Origin of the sequence: Devosia sp. (assembly GCF_041917035.1) — a bacterium.
GTDB lineage: Bacteria > Pseudomonadota > Alphaproteobacteria > Rhizobiales > Devosiaceae > Devosia_A.
This window is the reverse complement of the sequence record NZ_JAYRYM010000028.1, coordinates 1-18744: the sequence shown is the minus strand read 5'-3', so window position 1 is coordinate 18744 and position 18744 is coordinate 1. Positions and strand designations below refer to the sequence as shown.

Sequence of the window (18744 nt, the reverse complement as noted above, 5' to 3'; positions counted from 1 at the left end):
GAGGCCTCGCTCCCCCAGGCGGCTCAGTAGCCCTGACGCCGCTGCAGGTCGTTCGAGTAGATGTTGTGCGCGCCGATATTGCGCACGTCGCGCTCGCCCATCAGGGCCATGGTGGTGTCCATCTCCTTTTGGATGATGCTGAGCGCCCGGGAGACCCCGGCCTCGCCGCCCGCCCCGAGGCCGAAGGCCATGGCGCGTCCGACGAAGGTGCCCTTGGCGCCGAGTGCCAGTGCCTTCAGCACGTCCTGGCCGGAACGGATGCCGGAATCCATCAGCACTTCGGTCTTGTGTCCTACTGCGTCGACGACCTCGGGCAGCACACGGATCGATGACGGGGCGCCATCGAGCTGGCGCCCGCCATGGTTGGAAACGATGATGGCGTCGGCGCCGTTGTCCACGGCCAGCCGGGCATCCTCGGGGTCGAGGACGCCCTTGACCACGACGGGGCCACCGAAGCGGTCCTTGATCCAGCCGATGTCCTTCCAGTTGAGCGTCAGATCGAACTGCGTCGCCGTCCACTTGGACAGCGAGGCGAGATCGACCGCATCGCTCACGTGGCCGTGGATATTGCCGAAGGTCTGGCTCTTGGCGCTCAGCATGCCCAGCGCCCAGGCCGGCTTGGTTGCCAGTTCGAACAGGAACTGCGGCGTGATCGGCGGCGGAGCGCGCAGCCCATTGCGAACGTCCTTGTGGCGCTGGCCGAGAATCTGGAGGTCCATGGTCAGGACCAGGGCGGAGCAGCGGGCCGCCTTGGCGCGATCGATCAGGCGGTTGATGAAGTCACGGTCCCGCATCACGTAGAGCTGGAACCAGAAGGGCTTGGTCGTTCCCTCGGCGACCTGCTCGATGGAGTTGATGCTCATCGTCGACAGCGTGAACGGAATTCCGAAGGCCTCCGCCGCGCGGGCGGCCTTGATCTCTCCGTTCGGGCTCTGCAGCCCCGTCGAGCCCACCGGGGCGATGGCGACAGGCATGGCGACGGGCTGGCCGAGCATGGTGGTCGCGAGGTTGCGGTTCTCGAGGTTGACCGCGACGCGCTGCCTGAGCTTGATCCGTTGGAAGTCGGAGCTATTCTCGCGATAGGTGCCCTCGGTATAGGCGCCGGAATCGGCGTAGTCGAAGAACATCTTCGGCACGCGACGACGCGCGAGCTTCATCAGGTCCTCGATGGTCAGGCACTTCTCGAGATTGGGCATCTTGCGCCTCGGGGGATTGATGGGCGCTTTCTAGTCAACTGACATGTCAGCGGTCAATGCGGCGAAGGTCGCTCGCCTCACGTGCCGCGCTGATAGTTCGGGTCGGGTCGCCAGGTGAGTTGCTGGTAGATCTTGGTGGCCACTGTCTGCATGCGGGGCTGGGGCAGGGCTCCGACCACGGTGCAGGTGATCCTGTCGTCCGACCAGTAGAAGGCGTCGAGGTTGGCGAGGGTGACGAAGCGGGTGGCGGGCGCTTCGCCGGCAGAGGCTGCGGTAATGTAGACAGTGACGCGTTCGGCGGCGGCGTTCTCGTACATCAGCAGGGCCGCGGGGCCGGCCCCGGTCTGCTCGTAGCCCGGCAGCAGGCGGCCGCCGACCAGGCTGAACCCCTCGGCGGAGAGGTCCGGCGGGGTGACCGGACGATCGATGCGGTTGGACAGCCAGGTGACCAGGTGGTCGCGATCGGTCGCCGCAACCTCGACGGCGTGACGGTTTTCCTTGACGTAGAGTGCGTGCGCGGAGACGGCGTCGGCGATGAGAAGGTCGCGCTCGGGCGGGCGCGCCAGGTCGCGCCCGGCCCAGCCGATCACGCCTCCGAGAACGAGCAGGACCATGGCAGCGGCCGCCAGCTGTGGCCAACGCAGGCCGAGACGGAGTTGGGCGGCAACGCGTCGCGGTCGCAGGCGATCCGGTATAGCCTGGCCCGCCAGGGGGACGAACAAGGCCTTGAGGGCCTCGTTCTGGCGCTGCCAGTTGGCGATTTCCGCCGCCTTGTCGGGATGCCGGACAAGGAAGGCCTCGACCTCCGCGGCCCGCTCAGGCGGCAGCAGGCCATCGACGAACGCATGGAAATCGGTATCGGTGAGGGGGATGCTCATTTGACCGATCTCAATCTGGGTTCGTCGCCGCCGCCGGTCAAGCTGCGCAACGCACTGCGGGCGCGGCCGAGCCGGGACATCACAGTCCCCATGGGGATCGAGAGGACGTGGGCGACCTCCTCGTAGCTCTTGCCCTCGAGCACGACGAGCAACAGGACCTCGCGCTGCTCGAGCGGCAGCCGGTCGATCGCCCGCGACATCTCGGCCAATGCGATGCGACCCGGCTGTGCCGGCGCCACCGACGGCTCCGTCGTCAGGTCATCAAGGGTCACATGCTCGCCACGACGCCTTTCGCTTCTGGTCATGTTGCGCCACAGGTTGACGAGAATGCGGAACAACCAGGCCTCGAGCGAGCCGGTCGGCGCGAACAGCCCGCGTCGGCTGATGGCGCGCTCGAGGCAGTCCTGCACCAGATCGTCGGCGCGGTCGGCGTTGCGCGTCAGCGCCCGCGCATAGCGCCGCAGCGCCGGAACGCTCGCTTCGATCTCGTCGAGAAAGTCCACTGGCCGGATCCTTCGGGTCACCCCGACGCGCGGCGCGCGCCGGGGCAACCGGGCTGAGGCTTATTCGTAGGCAGTGTGCCAGACCCCGCCCACCATGTCGCCGGTGGTGTCGCCGGGCTTTTCGTCCTTCACCCAGTAGTAGAGCGGCCAGCCCTTGTAGGCCCAGATCTTGGTGCCGTCGGTGCGCTCGACGATGGTGAAGTCGCCTTCGGCCGCGGCGCCCTCGTCGACAAAGGCCGGCGGCCAGTTCTCGGCGCACTTGTCGTAGCAGTTGGAGACGCCCGGAGCGTCCTTGTCGAAGGTGTACAGCGTCATGCCGTTCGGACCGGTGAGCACTTCCTTGCCCCCGATCTCCATGGTCATGACGGCGCCACCGACATAGCTGTCGGCCATGGCGGCGCCGGCGAACAGGCTGAGGGCGGCGGCGGCCGCGAGTACTGCGAACTTCATGATGTCCCTCCATTTGGACAGTCGGCCGTCATCGGATCGGCCGTACTGAGACCAACACCGCGTGTCGGCGTTTATTCCGCCCCCCTGCGACTTTTTCTCAGGACGCGAGCCAGTGCGCCGAACTCGGTGGACACCGCGCCCAACTCCTGATCACCTGCATGCGGTCATCCGCATGGGGTCCGGGTAACGGGCGAGGCAGGTTTGCTGCCGACGGGCGACCGCGATTTCGGGCTAGAGTCCCGTACGGCGTTGTTATCTTCCGGGAGGAATGCATGAAGAGACGCGACTTTTTCAAATCCGCGACGGCAGTGACCGCGGGAGCCGTGGCGACGAGCCTTGCGGCTCCGGCCATCGCCCAGGGCAATATCACATGGCGCATGGTGACCACCTGGCCCAAGAACTTCCCCGGGCTCGGCGTCGGCGCACAACGGCTCGCCGACCGCATCACGGCGGCGTCCGGCGGTCGCCTGACGGTGCAGGTGTTCGCTGCCGGCGAGATGGTGCCGCCGCTGCAGTCGCTCGATGCGGTCATCGATGGCTCCGCCGAGATGAGCCACGGCGCGGCCTACTACTGGCAGAACAAGAGCCAGGGCCTGAGCTTCTTTACCGGCGTGCCCTACGGCATGACCTCGCGCGAGCTGACGGCCTGGGTGAGGTTTCTCGGCGGACAGGAGATCTGGGACGAGATCTACGATCAATTCGGCGTGCAGGGCTTCCTGTCCGGTGACACGGGCACGCAGGCGGGCGGCTGGTTCAAGAACGAGCTGACCGGTGTCGCCGACGTGCAGGGGCTTCGTTTCCGCACGCCTGGGCTGGGTGGCCAGACCTGGGCCAAGCTCGGCGCGGCCGTGACCAACATGGCCGCCGGGGAAATCTTCGCGGCGCTGCAGTCCGGTACGCTGGACGCAGCCGAGTTTGTCGGTCCCTACAACGACCTGGCGCTCGGGTTCTATCAGATCGCCAAGAACTACTACTTCCCGAGTTTCGTCGAGCCCGGTCTTGCCACCGAACTGGTGGTCAACAAGGCCAAGTACCAGGCGCTGCCGGCTGACCTGCAGGAAGTCGTCAGGTCCTGCGCTCAGGCCGCCTACGACGACGTGGCTTCCGAGATGTACGCCAACGATCCGCGCGCGCTGGCGACGCTGGTCAGCGAGCACGGCGTCCAGGTGCGTCGCTTCCCCGATGCGATTCTCGAGGCCGGCGCCAAGGCCGCGTCCGAGGTGATCGCGGATATCCGCTCCAACGGCGACGCGCTGACCAAGAAGGTGGCGGAGAGCTACGTGTCCGCCTTCAACCTGTTGCGCACGCGCACCGAGGGCACCGACATGCCGTTCCTCATGGCCCGTGAAAAGTACTTCAAGTTCAGTTGACCCACCGGCAACGATCGCAGGAGGGCCCGGGGCACCACCCCGGGCCCTTTCTTTTGGCCCCGGGCCATCGTGCCGGGAGCACTCGCCGCAGACGGCGCTCGCTCGAAGTCCCCATCAATGACTGAAAGACCTGTTCGGTCATTGCTATCGCGACTGTCGCGAGGTAGGCTACGCGTCATTTCGGGGCGTTGGCGCACGGGGACGCGACTGCACGTATGCCTAAGGCTTTTGATGCCATCGAGAGGGCGGCGATCAGTGCTGCTCTTGCCAAGGTCGGTCTGCGACATTTCGAGCGCCATGGCGTGCGAGCCGCCCGGATCGAGGATATCTGCCGCGACATCGGCATAGCCAAGGGCTCCTTCTACGCCTTCCACCCTTCGAAGGAGGCGCTGTTCATGGCGATTGCCGCCGAGCGGGAAGCCCTGCACCGGCGCGACATGTTCGCATTCATCGCGGCTGCCGAACCTGGTCGGGTTGCGGCCCGGTTCTTCGACCTCGTGCTGGCCAAGATCGAGGGCGATCCGGTCCTCAACATCGTTCTCAGGAGCGGAGAATTGGCGTACCTGCTCCGCAAGCTCGGCCCCACGCAGGTTGCCGCCGGCTTCGCCGACGATCGGGCTTTCGCCGTCGAGGCGGCCCGGCTGTGGCCGGTCTGTCCCGGTACGACGGCAGTCGATCCGGACGATCTGCTCGGCCTCATGACCCTGACGCTGACGCTCGCGACCCAGGGTCACCTGATGGCGCCGGAACTCTACGCATCCACAACCAGGCTGCTGCGCGACCTCTTCGTTGCCCGGCTGGAGGGAGGACGGCCATGATCGTTGTTGAGGACCTGACCTTTCGTTACCCGCATGCCGGGGCCGATACGCTGCGCGGGCTCAGCTTTGCCGTGGCCCCGGGCGAGGTCTATGGCCTGCTCGGCCCATCCGGCGCCGGCAAGTCCACCACCCAGCGTATCCACATGGGCTTATTGCGTGGTCATGGCGGACGGGCGGAGCTGTTCGGAGTGCCGGTAGATCGGCTCGGTCGTGCGCTCTATGAACGAATTGGGGTGAGCTTTGAGCTTCCGAGCGTCTACCTGCGACTGACGGCGCGGGAGAACCTGGCCTTGTTCGCGGCGCTCTATGAGCGCAAGACCCGCGACCCGCTCGATGCGCTGACACTGGTCGACCTCGCCGATGCGGCCGACCAGCGGGTGGAGCAGTTCTCCAAAGGCATGAAGATGCGGCTGAACCTGGCGCGTGCCCTGCTGCATGACCCCGACCTGGTGTTTCTCGACGAGCCCACGACCGGGCAGGATCCTGCCCGATCGCGGACAACGCGCGACCTGATCCGCGGGCTGAGAAGCGCCGGCAAGACAGTGTTCATGACCACGCACAACATGGCGGAGGCGGAAGAGGTATGCGACCGTGTCGGGTTTCTTGCAGACGGTCGGATACCGGTGACCGGCACGCCCGAGGAGCTCAAGCTGCATTTCGGCGAGCACCGCCTGGAGGTAGGCGTCAGTGGCAGTGACGGCCGGGTCGACAAGCTCAGCTTCGCAATGGACGGGATCGGCAACGACCAGGCCTTCCTCGATCTGCTGCGCTCGGGACGCGTGGTTTCGCTGCACTCGCAGGATGCCACCCTCGACGATGTGTTCATCCGCGCCATGGACGGAGAGCGGACGTGAGCGCGCGGGCCTGGGCGCTGTTGCACAACGAGGCGCGCCTGCAGTACCGCTACGGCCTCTACGCCGCCTACGCGATCGTCGTGACGATCTATGTTGCGCTGCTGCTTGGGCTGGCGCCGCTGCTGCCTGCCTGGGGAACGGCGGCCATCATCTTCACGGACCCCTCGGCGCTGGGCTTCTTCTTTCTGGGCGCTCTGATGATGCTGGAACGCAACGAAGGCGTGCGCAGGGCGCTGGCCGCGGCTCCGGTGGCCGGGCGCGACTACCTGACTGCCAAGGTGATCACTCTGACAGGCATGGCGTTTGTCGCCTCGGTGGTGCTGACGCTGTTTCTGCATCGGCCGGCCGCGCCGACGCTGCTCCTTCTCGCCGTGATCCTGACCTCCTTGCAGTATGTCGGCATCGGCGTTCCGATTGCGCTGAGGTTCCGTACGGTCAGTGGCTACCTGGTCGGTTCTACCGGCTTTCTGGCGCCGCTCATTGCGCCGGGCTTTCTTGCTCTGCTCGAGCCGATGCCGGAGTGGCTGATACTCGTCCCGGCGGCCAGCCAGTTCCGCCTCATGTTGGTCGCGACCGGTGCCGTGACCACCGATCCGTTGCGCATTCTGGCGATGCTCGCCGTCGCCGCCGTTGCGGCGGCGGCCGCCCTGTGGCTTGCCGGAAGGGAACTGAAAAGGGAGTTCGGCAAGTGATGGGCGTTGCGATTGTCCTTCGGCCCCGCCGGCTTGGCCGGCTGCTCGCCGCCGACGCGATGAACATCGCGCGCGATCCGATGCTGCTTTTCGCTGTCGGGCTCAGCCTCGTGCCTTCGGTGGCCCTGGCTCTGTTCCGCGGGCAGCTCGACGCAGCTGCCGTGTCGAGCTTCGGTATTGCCGAGTTTTCGCGCTTCGTCGTCCCCCTGGCCCTGATGATCCCGGCAATGCTGATCGGCTGGGTCACCGGGTTCCTGCTTCTCGAGGATCGCGACGAGGGACTGATCGCGGCCCTGGCGGTGACGCCGGTCGGAAAGGTCGGCTACCTCGGTTACCGCGTTGCCGCCACGGCGCTGGTCACGGGGGCTGTCACGGCCATGGCCACGTTGCTGTTGCTGCCGCGGGCGGGGTGGTTCCAGCAGGCGCTGCTGGTCGCGCTGGTCGCCTGTGAGGCCGTATTGGCTGCGGTGGTGCTACCCGCCGTAGCCCGCAACAAGGTGGAGGGGCTCGCCGTCACCAAGCTCAGCAATCTTGCCGGCGCCGTGCCGCTGCTCGCCATTCTGGCGACGCCATGGCGCCTGGTCGCGGGCATCGTCCCGAGCTTCTGGATCGGCGAACTGCTGGGCCTGTCGAGCGGGCCGTCCCTGCCTTTTCCTCTGACCGTGGCGCTGGCAGTGGGGACCCATCTGGCCGCGGTCGTGCTGCTGTTTCGGCTGTTCGCCCGCAGGTTGGCCTAGTGATAGAGCAGCCGTGGCAACCAGGTGGCGAGATCGGGCCAGGAGAACAGCACTGCGATAGCGAGCGCCTGCAGCAGCACGAAGGGGATGACGCCGCGGTAGATCATGCTCGTCGTCACCTGCGGCGGGGCGACCCCTCTGAGGTAGAAGAGCGAGAAGCCGAAGGGCGGTGTGAGAAAACTCGTCTGCAGGTTCACGCCAACCGCGACGCCCAGCCACACGGGGTCGACGCCTAGCCGCAGCAGGATGGGCGCGGTGATCGGGATGACGATGAAGATGATCTCGAACGTGTCGAGGATGAAGCCGAGCACGAACATGATCAGCATGACGAGGATGGTGGCGCCGATGGCGCCGCCCGGCATGCTGGTGAGGAACTCGTGGACAAGGTTGTCGCCGCCCATCAGGCGGAAGACAATGGAGAACACCGCCGCGCCGAACAGGATGATGAACACCATCGAACTGATCGTCGCGGTGGAGATCACCGTCTCCTTGAGGATGCGAAGGCTGAACTGGCGTTTCGCCATGGCGAGCAGCATGGCACCGACCGAGCCGACGGAGGCTGCCTCGGTCGGGGTGGCAATGCCGGCGAGAATCGAGCCCAGCACGGCGATGATAAGGGCCAGGGCCGGTACCAGCGCAGACAGTATCTCCGACAGCAGATGCCGCTTCTCGCTCTCGGGGACGGGCGTTGCCGGACACGACCTGGGGTCGGTGATCGCCTTGAAGATCATCCAGCCGATGTAGAGCGCGACGAGGACCAGGCCGGGGATGAAGGCGCCGGCAAAGAGCGCGCCGACCGAGACGGGTTCGGGCGCGAAGTTGCCCTTCTCCATCTGCACCTGAGCGTTGATGCCGCTCAGCATGTCGCCCATGAAGATCAGCACCGTGGAGGGCGGGATGATCTGGCCGAGCGTGCCGGACGCACAGATGACGCCGGACGCGAGCTTCGGATCATAACCGGCGCGCAGCATGGCGGGCAATGAGATCAGCCCCATGGTGACCACGGTTGCGCCGACGACCCCGGTCGAGGCGGCCAGCAACGCACCGACGAGGATCACCGAAATGCCCAGGCCGCCCCTGAGGTTGCCGAACAGCTTGCCCATGGTCGTCAACAGTCTCTCGGCAATGCCGGTGCGCTCGAGCATCACTCCCATGAAGATGAAGAGCGGCACCGCCACCAGCACCTCGTTGGTCATGGTACCGATGTAGCGATTGGCGAGGGAGCCGAAGTTCGATGGGTCGAAGACTCCAAGATACATCCCGAGGGTGCCGAACAGCAGCGCGGTGCCGGCAAGCGAGAAGGCGACCGGGAACCCCAGAAGCAGCACCCCGATGATGCCGACGAACATCGTTCCGGCGAGGATCTCGCCGAGCAACTGCTGGGTCATGGTGCGTGCTCGGAATAGCGCAGGCGGTGGGGCAGCAGATCCTGCTTGCCGGCAAGCACCAGGATCGAACGCAGGGCCCAGGCTATGCCCTGCAGCCCGACCAGAAGACAGAACAGCAGTATGAAGCTCTTGAGAATGAACAGTCCCGGCATGCCACCGACATTGGCGGAGCCCTCATAGAGGCGCCAGGACCGGGCGACGAACGGGGTAGCGTAGATCGCCACCACGGACACGAAGGGGATCAGGAAGAGCACCACGCCCACCAGATCGGCGACGGCCTTTCGTCTCAGTGACCACGGTCGGTAGAAGATGTCGACGCGGACATGGGCATCCTGCAGCAGTGCAAATCCCGCTACGCCGGTGAACATCGCGCCTGAAAGCCAGACATACAGGTCCTGCATCCACAGTTGCGTGGTGTGAAACAGATATCGCTGCACGACCACGGTAAAGCAGACCAGCACCACGGCCAGCGACAGCCAGGCAAGCACCAGCCCTACCCAGCGGTTGATGCCGGCGACAAGGCGGATGTAACCAACCAGGAGCCCCACGCCCGCCCCTCCCTTCGCGTTTGCCGATGCCGGACGCGCTCTGCGGCGGTTCCGGACCTCCGCGCAAGGCAGCACGGGTTGCCGCTTGCGTCAACCGTGCGGAGGTGACGTTCGGGACGTGCGGCGATTTCGTCCGGATCAGCCCTCCAGCCAGGCAACCTGCTCGGGGGTCAACGCTATGGCGAAAGCCTCGCAAGAGTCGTCGAGCTCGGCGAGGGTGCGGGGCCCGATCAGGGGGATCGAGGGGAAGGGCTGCGCCAAAACGTAGGCAAGAGCGATATGGATAGGGCTCTTGCCCAGCTGTCGGGCCAGTTCGATCGCTCGGTCGCGGCGGCCGAAGTTCTTGTCCGAGTACCAGGTATTGACCAGTTCGGCGTTGTCGGTCTTGTTGCGCCCCGCCCGATCGGTGAAGAAGCCCCGCGCCTGGCTCGACCAGGAGAAGTTGGGGAACTGGTTGGCGGTCAGCCACGCCTTGTAGTCGTCGTCGGAGGCAGCGATACAGCCGGCCCAGATGGCATTGATCATCTCTGCGAGGGCGAAGTTGTTGCTCAGTGCGCCGGGCGCCTGCTTGCCGGTCCGCCTGGCATAGGCGATGGCCTCGTCCATGCGGGCACGACTCCAGTTCGACCCGCCGAAGACGCCGCGGATGCGGCCCTTCCGGACCTCGGCATCCATGGCGTCGACGAACTCCCCTACCGGCACGTCCGGGTTGTCGCGATGCATGAAGTAGATGTCGACATAGTCGGTCCGGAGCCGGTCGAGCGACTGGGTGAGCTGCTTGCCGATGACGTCGGGATAGCACAGCGGGGAGTGGGCGCCCTTGCCGACCAGCACGGTTTCCTCGCGCGTACCGCGGCTGGTGTGCCAGTCGCCGAACAGCTTCTCGGTATAGCCGCCGCCATAGATGAAGGCGGTGTCGAAGACGTTGCCGCCCTTCTCGAAGAAGGCGTCGAGCATGATTGCGCCAGATGCAAAGGTTCTGAAGTCCTCGAACCCCATCGCCGCGACCGAGGCGGGTTTGCCGATACCCGGGATGGCTCGCCGCGGAATGACGGTGCCGCCGCGGGCCAGTGGACGTCCGGACAGGGTGTGTATCCGGCGGACCGGCTTCTCGACCGAGAACTCGATCCCGGCATCCGCGCGCCACTTGTCGAGCACCCTTGCATTGCCCAGGCTGTCGGCCCAGCTCATGCCGGGCGCATCGAATTCCTGCCGCCCGGCGAAAATGGCTTCTGCCGCGGCATCTGCCTCGAACGAATAGAGATGCCGCTGCTTTCCGGTGGTCACCGTCTGGCGCGTACCGTCGTTGAGAATGACGTCGATTCGGCCGTCGCCGCCGGATCGGTCACCATTGGCGAACCAGAAGTTCGGCACCTCGATGCGGCCGAGCGTGCCGAGGATGCGCAGCACATTGTCCTGGTTGAGCAGGATCGAGCAGCTGACCTCGGCGAGAATGCCGTTGTCGAACTGAAGCACGGCAGCAGCCCAGTTGTCCGTGCCCTCGGCATTGAGGCTGGCCATGCCGGAGACCTTGACCGGATCGAGGAATGGCTTGCCGCTCGCCGCCCCGGCGACGAAACGCGACATCGAAACCGGATAGCCACCGACGTCGAGGATGCCGCCGCCGGCCAGGTCCGAGGCGAACAGCCGGTGCTCGGGGATGACGCGTGGCATCTGGAAGCCGAAGCTCGACTTGATCGCCCGTACCTCGCCGATAGTGCCGGCGCCGATCAATTCGCGCAGCTTCAACGTGACGGGGTGAAGCCGGTACATGAAGGCCTCGCCGGCGAAGGTGCCCGCCCTGCGATGTGCGTGGAATACCGCGTCGGCCTCGAAAGCGGAGAGCGCGAAGGGCTTTTCGACGAGCACGTGCTTGCCCGCCTCCGCCGCCTTGATCGCCCACTCGGCATGTCCCGGATGGGGCGTGGCGATATAGATCGCATCGACGTCCGGATCGTTCAGAATCGCTTCATATCCGTTCAGAATCCGCGCTTCCGGAAAGTCCACGGACAGGCTCGCCCTGGCCGGATCGCGCGTGGCGATGGCCTCGAGCCTGCCCAGCCGCGAGTCGAGGACGCCGCGGCGGAAGTCCTTGGCGATGGCCCCCGGGCCGATGATTCCCCAACGCAGCGATGCGGATGCAGTCATGTCCGTTCTCCCTCACGCACCGACCGACGCCAGCGCGGGCGCAATATGTCAGCATTCGCGGCTTGCGCAACTGCGGGTTCGCCGAGTTTTCGTCTGGAGTTTGAAGCTGGCGGTGCCCTGCCGCTTGAAGCGGGCATAGCGGGCATTGTAACGATGCGGCGAAGGGTGCGGAGGCTGTTTCATGTTCGTGGTTGGCGGTGAGAGCCTCATTGATCTGATCTCCGATCCGGTCGGTGCCGATGGGGTAATCCGGCTGGTGGCCCACCCCGGAGGCTCGCCCTACAACTGCGCCCTCGCGCTCGCCAAGCTCGGCAACAAGACGGGCTTTCTCTGTCCGATCAGCGCCGACGGACTGGGGACCTACCTGCTGGGACCGCTTGCCGAGGCCGGAGTACAGACGCTGCTCGGCGAGCGCGTCACTGCCTACACCACGCTTGCCGTCGTTACCTTCGATGCCCGAAAGAGCGCTCAGTACGGCTTCTATCGAAGTGCCGACAGAGCATTCACCTTGGATGGGTTGATCGCAGCACTCCCCGACCGGATGGAGGTGTTCCAGATCGGTGGCTTTTGCCCGATCGAGGCACGGGATGCGGAGGTGTGGCTGGAGGTGGCCCGCGAGGCGGAGCGGCGTGGCGCGACGTTGTCGATGGATCCCAACGTGCGCCCCTCGCTGGTTGCCGATTTTTCTGCATACAAGGCACGCCTCGACGCGTTTCTCGATATCGTTCACCTCGTCAAGGTGTCGATTGAAGACCTGATGGCTCTCGATAAGGGCAGGGCCATCAAGGAGCTGCCTGCTTCGGAACAGGAGGCCATCGTTGACCGGTACGTAGCCGATCTCCTAGGTCGGCCGAACTGCGAACTGGTCATCGTGACCTATGGGGAACAGGGCAGCCGCGCCTTCAGTCGTGAGGGGCGCGCCAACCGGCCGGTCTATCCTGCCGTGCCGTTCGGCGACACGGTGGGCGCCGGCGACAGCCTGATGGCGGGAGTGCTCACCTTCCTGGCGGAAACCGGAGACCTCGTTCCCGGTCGGCTCGGTCGGCTCGATGCGGTCCGGCTCGACGCGGTGCTGCAGTTCGGAGCGGTCGTTGCCGGCCTCAACTGTCGATCAGTGGGATGCCATCCGCCGTCTCGCGCCGACGTCGACGCTGCGCTGGCGGAGTGAGCCGATCGCTCACGGGCTCTTCAGTTGCCCTCCATGCCGCGGTCTGCTCGTAGTGGCGCCTGCGGCAGGAGATGTTCGATGCGGGTCTGGTTGTGGCTGTTGGCAGCGGTGGTGGTGGTAACGGCGGGGGCTGGGATCTACTTCCTCAGGCCGGTCAATGGGCCGGCTCGTGACTTGACGCTGGTCGGCGATGCCACGCGCGGCGCCTACCTGATCCGGCTGGGCGACTGCATCAGTTGCCATACCGATGCCAAGAACGGGGGCGCCGAGTTGGCGGGCGGAGCGGCCCTCTCGACACCGTTCGGTACCTTCTTTGCGCCAAACATCACATCCCACCCCGAGGCGGGAATCGGCAAGTGGACGCTGGCGGAGTTCTCGCGGGCGATGAGCGACGGGGAGGGGCCGGAAGGGCACCTCTATCCGGCCTTCCCCTACGAGAACTACACTCTGATGAGCGATCAGGAGATCGTCGACTTGTTTGTCGCGCTCCAGGCGACACCTCCGAATCCCACTCCGTCGCGGCCGCATGAGGTCGGGTTTCCTTTCAGCGTTCGCCCGATCCTGGCGGGCTGGAAAAACCTGTTCTTCAGGCCGCAGCGCTATGTCGCCGACGCCGGTCGGTCGGAGGAGTGGAATCGCGGCAGGTACCTGGTGTTCGGCGCCGGACACTGCGTCATGTGCCATTCGCCGCGCAACGCGCTGGGTGGCATCGAGCCGGGTCGGGAACTCACGGGAAACCCGGCGGGGGGAACAGGCGGGCGTGCACCCGCCTTGACCGCTGCGGCGCTGGCGGCCGAGGGCTACGACGAGACCTCACTTGCGAGTGTCTTGAGCGACGGCTTCACACCTGGATTCGACGTGCTCGGAGCGGCGATGGGTGAAGTCATCGCCGACGGCACGTCGCACTGGAGCGCCGAGGATCGCGCCGCGGTGGCAGCCTATCTACTCGACAAGGGCTGAGCCTCACGCATCGGCCCGGATGTCCAGGGCTTCGGCGAGCGTCATCTCGGTGTGATGGGCCCAAGTCGGATCGGGCTGCGGGAAGTCGGTGCGGAAATGGCCGCCGCGGCTTTCGGTTCGCCGGAGGGCTCCGGCGGCAACCAGGGTTGCGGAACTCGTCATGTTGAGGAACTGCCGTGTAACCCCCTGCGCGTCGCTCTCGAGCTCGCGGATGGTCCGCAGCGCCGCCTTGAGGTCACCCGCGTTCCGCTCCACGCCGACGAGGTCCGTCATCACCTGCCGTAGGTCCTGCACGGGCTTCAGGTTGCGCAGTTGCTCCTCGACGGCTTCGCCTTGGGTCTGGTCCCAGGAAATGCCCTCGAAGGGCCTGAGCGGATCGCGGACCGGTTCGAGCCCGGAGATGTCGGTCGCGATGCGCGCACCATAGACGATTGCCTCGAGAAGTGAGTTCGACGCAAGGCGGTTGGCGCCGTGTAGGCCGGTGCACGAAGACTCGCCGCAGGCCCAGAGCCCGGCGAGGGACGATCGCCCGGTCTCGTCGACCTTGACCCCGCCCATGTGGAAATGGGCTGCCGGCGTCAGCGGGATCGGCTCCCGGACCGGATCGATGCCGGCGGCGGCGCAGTACGCCGCCACAGTCGGGAACTCCGATAGAATTCGCGCCCCGATCGTCGCACGCGTATCGAGAAACACTCGGTGTCCAGACTTGATCTGCCGAAAAGCCGCGCGCGCCACCACGTCGCGCGGCGCCAATTCGGCATCCGAGTGTACGGCCAGCATGAAGCGCTCACCCAAGTCGTTGATCAGGATGGCGCCCTCGCCCCGCAAGGCCTCGGTGGCGAGCGGAGCGGGGTCGGCTCCCGTGGCTATCGCTGTGGGATGGAACTGCACGAACTCGGGATCGCCGATCACGGCGCCGGCCCGCGCGGCCATGCCCATGGCGTGGCCACGCACACCCGGGGGGTTGGTTGTTACCGCATAGAGGCCACCCAGCCCGCCGGCGGCCAGCACGGTTGCACGGGCACGTACGAGGATGGGTTCACCGTAACGATCGCCGAGCTTGCGCGCATAGACACCGATGACTCGGCCGTCCGCGCGGGCCAGATCAATGACAGTCAGCCCTTCGACCACACGAATCGAGGGGGTGAGGCGCACCCTGGCGATCATCGCCTGCATGATGGCATGACCGGCGCGGTCGCCTTCGACCCTGACCACGCGGTTCCGTGAATGCGCCGCCTCGCGACTCAGCACGAAGTGGCCCGTGTCGTCCCGGTCGAAGGGGGTTCCCCAGCGGGCAAGGTCCTCAATGCGTGCCGCGGCCTCGGCAGTAACCGATTCGGCTGTCGACTCGTCGACCAGGCCCGCACCGGCGATTGCAGTGTCCACGGCATGTGCGTGGGCGCTGTCGCCCGGACCAACGGCGGCCGCTACGCCCCCCTGTGCCCATGCCGACGACGCCCCGAAGCCGAGTGGCTTGGGCGAAAGTACCGTGACCGGTCGCGGTGCCAGCTTCAGGGCACAGAACAAACCCGCAAGACCAGCGCCGACGATCAGCGCGCCGTCGGCGTTGAGCACATTGTCGTGGAACGGCATGTGGTGAAGACGGAACCTCGCCCGGCGGTCAGTCCTCTGTTTCGACCGCTGCTTCGGCGGCGCGCTTCTTCAGCGATTCGATACAGTTCCGCGCGCTGGCCTTGGACCGGTAGGTCTCGGACCGCACCATCGGCTCGCCATTGGCCGCAACGAAGCGGACGAACGTCTGACCATCCTTGGAGGCGGCGATCTCGAAGCGATACCCCTTGCCGGTTTCTTCCTTCGTGAGGTCGACTACTACCGCACCCGGCGCATTCTTCTTCAAAGAAGCGACACAGTTCTCGGCACTGGCTTTGCTCGCGTAGTTTTCCGACCAGAGCATCGTCTCGGCATTGTAGACGAACTTGGCCACGAACTGTCCGCCCTTGGCCTTGGCGATCTTGAACTTGTGCGGCACGCTTCCACTCCCTGCTTGCGTGGCGGAACTGATTTGCTCCGATCCTGACAGACTAGACTCGTCGGCAGCGATCGCAAGCAAATCCCGGCATTGCGAACTGCTGCGTTGCCGCATCTGGCCGCTGGAGCGGCTTTGGCAGATGCATGGCATGCGTAGACTGACGTAGGGACTTACGCTAGCGTTGCTATCCGTAGGGGGCAGCGCCAAATGGCGAGACTTGCGTTGGCTGTGGGGGAAGGAACGCCGCGTGGGACGAGGCGTTTCAGCTTCCGCGTGACCACCCGGGCAGCCCAGCTCGCTCACAGGGCCTTCCTGGATTCCATACTCCTCTATCGACGGGTGCCGGAGGCAGTGCTGTTTGTCGGCAGGGGCCAGGTGACCGGTCTCACCGCGTGGTCTCCCGGCTTTGACGAGGTGCATCTCGAAGAGTATCTGGACTTCGTGGCGCCGTTCCCGAGCCGTCTGGACAGTGAGGTGCGCGACCCCGGCGTGCGTCGCAGCCTGTCGCTCGATGAGCAACGCTACGACCACATCGTGCAGCGGGCCACGGCGGGCGTGGTCGATGACGCACAGGTGTTGGCCGAGACGCAGGCCGCATTTGCCCACCATCGGCAGGTGGGACTCGATGCCTACCTCAAGATCCACGACCGAGTGCTGCAGCGGTGGCAGTACCACTGTGCCTTCACCGGGCAGCAGTTCAAGCCAAACGAGGCCCGGCCGCACCCAGAACTGGCTGTCGTCGCCATACGCCCCCGCGAGTTTGGAGGCCAGCTGCACGTACGAAACTACCTGCCGATGACTGCCGCTGCCGAGCTGGCGTGGACGCACGGACATCTGACCCTCGGCTCGGAGTTCGGGTTCATTGTGGCGGAAAGGCGGATCGATCCGGAGCTGCGCGAGCGCCTGCTGCCCCTCGGTCGGCTGGCGCTTTCGTCCGATCCGTCGCTTTGGCCGGACAGCGACGCCGTGGCGTACCACCGGGCCCATGTCTTCGACAAGGACGAGCCAGGCTAGTCGCGCTTCCTGGAATAGTCGATCATGCGCTGCACGGCGGCGCGGGCCGGGGCGATCAGTTCTTCGGGCACAGTCACGGCTTCGCTCATGGTGTGAAGCGACCACAGAATATTCTCGAGATTGATGCGCTTCATGTGCGGGCAGATGTTGCAGCCGCGCAGGAACTCGACGCCCGTGGCTTCTGCCGCGACATTGTCGGACATCGAGCACTCGGTAACCATGACCACACGCGGTGGGCGGTTCGACTTGACGTAGTCGATCATTGCGGCCGTCGACCCAGAGAAATCCACCGCCTGGATCACCTCCGGAGGGCACTCGGGATGTGCGATGATCTTGGCCGCAGGATAGGCGTGGCGGAGCTCTGCGATATCCTGCGCGGTGAAGGTCTCGTGCACTTCGCATGAACCGGCCCAGGTAATGACCCTCTTCCGGGTCTTCTTCGCCGTATTGCGAGCGAGGAACTGGTCGGGCAGCATGATCACCGTGTCGCCGGGTACGGCGTCCACGATGTCGGCAGCATTCGAAGAGGTGCAGCAGACGTCCGACACGGCCTTCACCGCAGCGGAGGTATTGACGTAGGTCACTACCGGAACGCCGGGGTACTGCGCCTTCATCGCGATCACGTCTTCCGGAGTGATGGAGGCGGCGAGCGAGCACCCGGCACGGCTGTCGGGGATCAGGACGGTCTTCTTCGGATTGAGTAGCTTGGACGTCTCGGCCATGAAATGTACGCCGCACTGCACGATGACCGATTGCTTGACCTTTGACGCCTCGATGGCCAGCTGCAGGCTGTCACCGACGATATCGGCCACGCCGTGGTAGATCTGTGGCGCCTGGTAATTGTGAGCAAGAATGACGGCGTCCTTCTCCTTCTTCAGCCGATTGATCTGCAGGATCAGCGGGGCGTAGAAGGGCCACTCGATCTCCGGAATGCGGTCCTTGACCTTGGCATAGACACGCGCCGTCACCCGCTCGACGGCCTTGGTGAACTTGAGATCGAAGTTCTCCGCGAGGATGGCGCGGGCCTCCTCAAGCGGCGTAGTGGCATTGATCAGTTGCACCGCACGCTCCCTCCGGCCGCGGCAGACTTAAGGTCGAACGACCGGCTTTTCAATCCGCCCGCGTCGGAGATTCGGCTTGATCGGGTCCGGATGAACGCCTAACCCTCTCGCCAAGCATCGACAGGAGGTCCCCCATGCCGCAAGACGCCGCTGCCCTTCGCGAAACCCTGTCTATCGCTCCCGTGATTCCGGTCATTGTCCATGACGATGTGGCGACTGCCCGCGATCTTGCCGAAGCACTTGTGGCCGGCGGGTTGCGCGTTCTCGAAGTCACGCTGCGTACTCCGCACGCCCTGCAGGTGATCGAGGAAATGGCCAAGGTCTCGGGCGCTGTTGTCGGTTCGGGCACTGTTCGCTCGCCACTCCAGATGGGGCACTCGGTCGACGCGGGCTGCCAGTTCATGGTTTCTCCTGGTGCATCGCCGCGCCTGCTGGAAGCGGCCGAGGACGTGGCCATCCCTCTGCTTCCCGGGATCGGCACGCCGACCGAGGCCATGACGGCCTCCGAGCACGGCTACTCGTTCCTGAAGTTCTTCCCGGCGGAGGCTCTGGGCGGAGTGAAGGTGCTCAAGGCCTATGCCAGTCCGCTGGCCGATATCACGTTCTGCCCCACCGGTGGCATCGACATGCAGAAGGCCAGGGACTACCTCGCGCTTCCGAACGTCATCTGCGTCGGCGGGTCCTGGACGATGCCCCCAGATGCGGTGGCCGGACGGGACTGGAGGCGGATCGAGACCCTGGCACGTGAGGCGGCAGCCCTGCGGCGCTGACGGGGTGAAACAAGAGTTGGTTCTGGGGCAGGAACAGGCGATGACTGCGGCGCCCGGACAGCAAGGCGGCATCGGCCTCTCCCATCTGCGCATCGCGCTCAGCGAGCGCTTCTATGTCGGGCCGGGCCGCGCCGACCTGATGGAACTGATCGACCGGACCGGATCCATATCCGAGGCGGCCCGCCGCATGGGCATGTCG

General features: G+C 65.6%; 19 protein-coding genes. 9 read left to right on the top strand and 10 right to left on the bottom strand.

Annotation, left to right across the window (positions count from 1 at the left end):
- Positions 1-23: 23 nt before the first annotated feature.
- The 4 genes from ACE3TU_RS05345 to ACE3TU_RS05330 form a co-directional block, all read right to left on the bottom strand.
- On the bottom strand, positions 24-1196 hold the full coding sequence (locus ACE3TU_RS05345; protein ID WP_374621187.1) for an L-lactate dehydrogenase: 1173 nt from the start codon (positions 1194-1196) through the stop codon (positions 24-26).
- 77 nt (positions 1197-1273) lie between these two features.
- The gene (locus tag ACE3TU_RS05340) at positions 1274-2074 is read right to left on the bottom strand and encodes an anti-sigma factor (protein WP_374621184.1); all 801 of its coding nucleotides are present in this window, start codon (positions 2072-2074) and stop codon (positions 1274-1276) included.
- Positions 2071-2577 (bottom strand): sigma-70 family RNA polymerase sigma factor, encoded by a 507-nt coding sequence (locus ACE3TU_RS05335; RefSeq protein WP_374621182.1) that lies wholly within the window; start codon positions 2575-2577, stop codon positions 2071-2073. The genes ACE3TU_RS05340 and ACE3TU_RS05335 overlap by 4 nt, the downstream gene beginning before the upstream one ends.
- Before the next feature lie 60 nt (positions 2578-2637).
- Positions 2638-3027, bottom strand: a complete 390-nt coding sequence (locus ACE3TU_RS05330; RefSeq protein WP_374621180.1) for a hypothetical protein — start codon at positions 3025-3027, stop codon at positions 2638-2640.
- Positions 3028-3299: 272 nt separating this feature from the next.
- Here ACE3TU_RS05330 and ACE3TU_RS05325 point away from each other — a divergent pair, with 272 nt between their 5' ends.
- From ACE3TU_RS05325 to ACE3TU_RS05305, 5 genes are all read left to right on the top strand, one after another.
- Positions 3300-4397, top strand: a complete 1098-nt coding sequence (locus ACE3TU_RS05325; protein ID WP_374621177.1) for a TRAP transporter substrate-binding protein — start codon at positions 3300-3302, stop codon at positions 4395-4397.
- A gap of 215 nt (positions 4398-4612) precedes the next feature.
- Positions 4613-5215: a TetR/AcrR family transcriptional regulator gene (locus ACE3TU_RS05320; protein WP_374621174.1), complete on the top strand. Its 603-nt coding sequence runs from the start codon at positions 4613-4615 to the stop codon at positions 5213-5215.
- Positions 5212-6069 (top strand): ATP-binding cassette domain-containing protein, encoded by an 858-nt coding sequence (locus tag ACE3TU_RS05315; protein WP_374621171.1) that lies wholly within the window; start codon positions 5212-5214, stop codon positions 6067-6069. Before ACE3TU_RS05320 ends, ACE3TU_RS05315 begins: the two co-directional genes overlap by 4 nt.
- Positions 6066-6761 (top strand): hypothetical protein, encoded by a 696-nt coding sequence (locus ACE3TU_RS05310; RefSeq protein ID WP_374621168.1) that lies wholly within the window; start codon positions 6066-6068, stop codon positions 6759-6761. Before ACE3TU_RS05315 ends, ACE3TU_RS05310 begins: the two co-directional genes overlap by 4 nt.
- Positions 6761-7498: a hypothetical protein gene (locus ACE3TU_RS05305; RefSeq protein ID WP_374621165.1), complete on the top strand. Its 738-nt coding sequence runs from the start codon at positions 6761-6763 to the stop codon at positions 7496-7498. The genes ACE3TU_RS05310 and ACE3TU_RS05305 overlap by 1 nt, the downstream gene beginning before the upstream one ends.
- On the opposite strand, the gene ACE3TU_RS05300 is transcribed toward ACE3TU_RS05305, so the two are convergent.
- The 3 genes from ACE3TU_RS05300 to ACE3TU_RS05290 form a co-directional block, all read right to left on the bottom strand.
- Complete coding sequence (locus tag ACE3TU_RS05300; protein ID WP_374621162.1) at positions 7495-8886, bottom strand: TRAP transporter large permease subunit; 1392 nt, start codon at positions 8884-8886, stop codon at positions 7495-7497. The genes ACE3TU_RS05305 and ACE3TU_RS05300 overlap by 4 nt on opposite strands.
- Positions 8883-9434, bottom strand: coding sequence for a TRAP transporter small permease subunit (locus ACE3TU_RS05295; RefSeq protein WP_374621159.1), 552 nt, complete (start codon positions 9432-9434; stop codon positions 8883-8885). Before ACE3TU_RS05295 ends, ACE3TU_RS05300 begins: the two co-directional genes overlap by 4 nt.
- A 138-nt stretch (positions 9435-9572) precedes the next feature.
- Positions 9573-11582: an aldo/keto reductase gene (locus tag ACE3TU_RS05290; protein ID WP_374621156.1), complete on the bottom strand. Its 2010-nt coding sequence runs from the start codon at positions 11580-11582 to the stop codon at positions 9573-9575.
- A 181-nt stretch (positions 11583-11763) separates the two neighbouring features.
- On the opposite strand from ACE3TU_RS05290, the gene ACE3TU_RS05285 reads away from it, so the two are divergent.
- Positions 11764-12750: a PfkB family carbohydrate kinase gene (locus tag ACE3TU_RS05285; RefSeq protein WP_374621153.1), complete on the top strand. Its 987-nt coding sequence runs from the start codon at positions 11764-11766 to the stop codon at positions 12748-12750.
- A gap of 78 nt (positions 12751-12828) precedes the next feature.
- Positions 12829-13710 (top strand): cytochrome c, encoded by an 882-nt coding sequence (locus tag ACE3TU_RS05280; protein ID WP_374621150.1) that lies wholly within the window; start codon positions 12829-12831, stop codon positions 13708-13710.
- Between the two features lie 3 nt (positions 13711-13713).
- On the opposite strand, the gene ACE3TU_RS05275 is transcribed toward ACE3TU_RS05280, so the two are convergent.
- Positions 13714-15285 (bottom strand): L-aspartate oxidase, encoded by a 1572-nt coding sequence (locus ACE3TU_RS05275; RefSeq protein WP_374621148.1) that lies wholly within the window; start codon positions 15283-15285, stop codon positions 13714-13716.
- 46 nt (positions 15286-15331) lie between these two features.
- Complete coding sequence (locus tag ACE3TU_RS05270; protein ID WP_374621145.1) at positions 15332-15700, bottom strand: YegP family protein; 369 nt, start codon at positions 15698-15700, stop codon at positions 15332-15334.
- Positions 15701-16075: 375 nt separating this feature from the next.
- Between ACE3TU_RS05270 and ACE3TU_RS05265 the strand changes: the two genes are divergently transcribed.
- A complete protein-coding gene (locus tag ACE3TU_RS05265) occupies positions 16076-16714 on the top strand; it encodes a hypothetical protein (protein ID WP_374621142.1) in 639 nt (212 codons plus the stop codon).
- Here the strand turns inward: ACE3TU_RS05265 and nadA are convergent.
- Positions 16711-17775, bottom strand: a complete 1065-nt coding sequence (gene nadA / locus ACE3TU_RS05260; RefSeq protein ID WP_374621139.1) for a quinolinate synthase NadA — start codon at positions 17773-17775, stop codon at positions 16711-16713. The two genes, ACE3TU_RS05265 and nadA, sit on opposite strands and share 4 nt — an antisense overlap.
- Positions 17776-17909: 134 nt before the next feature.
- Between nadA and eda the strand changes: the two genes are divergently transcribed.
- Positions 17910-18545 (top strand): bifunctional 4-hydroxy-2-oxoglutarate aldolase/2-dehydro-3-deoxy-phosphogluconate aldolase, encoded by a 636-nt coding sequence (eda, locus tag ACE3TU_RS05255; RefSeq protein WP_374621136.1) that lies wholly within the window; start codon positions 17910-17912, stop codon positions 18543-18545.
- The last annotated feature ends 199 nt before the right edge of the window (positions 18546-18744 follow it).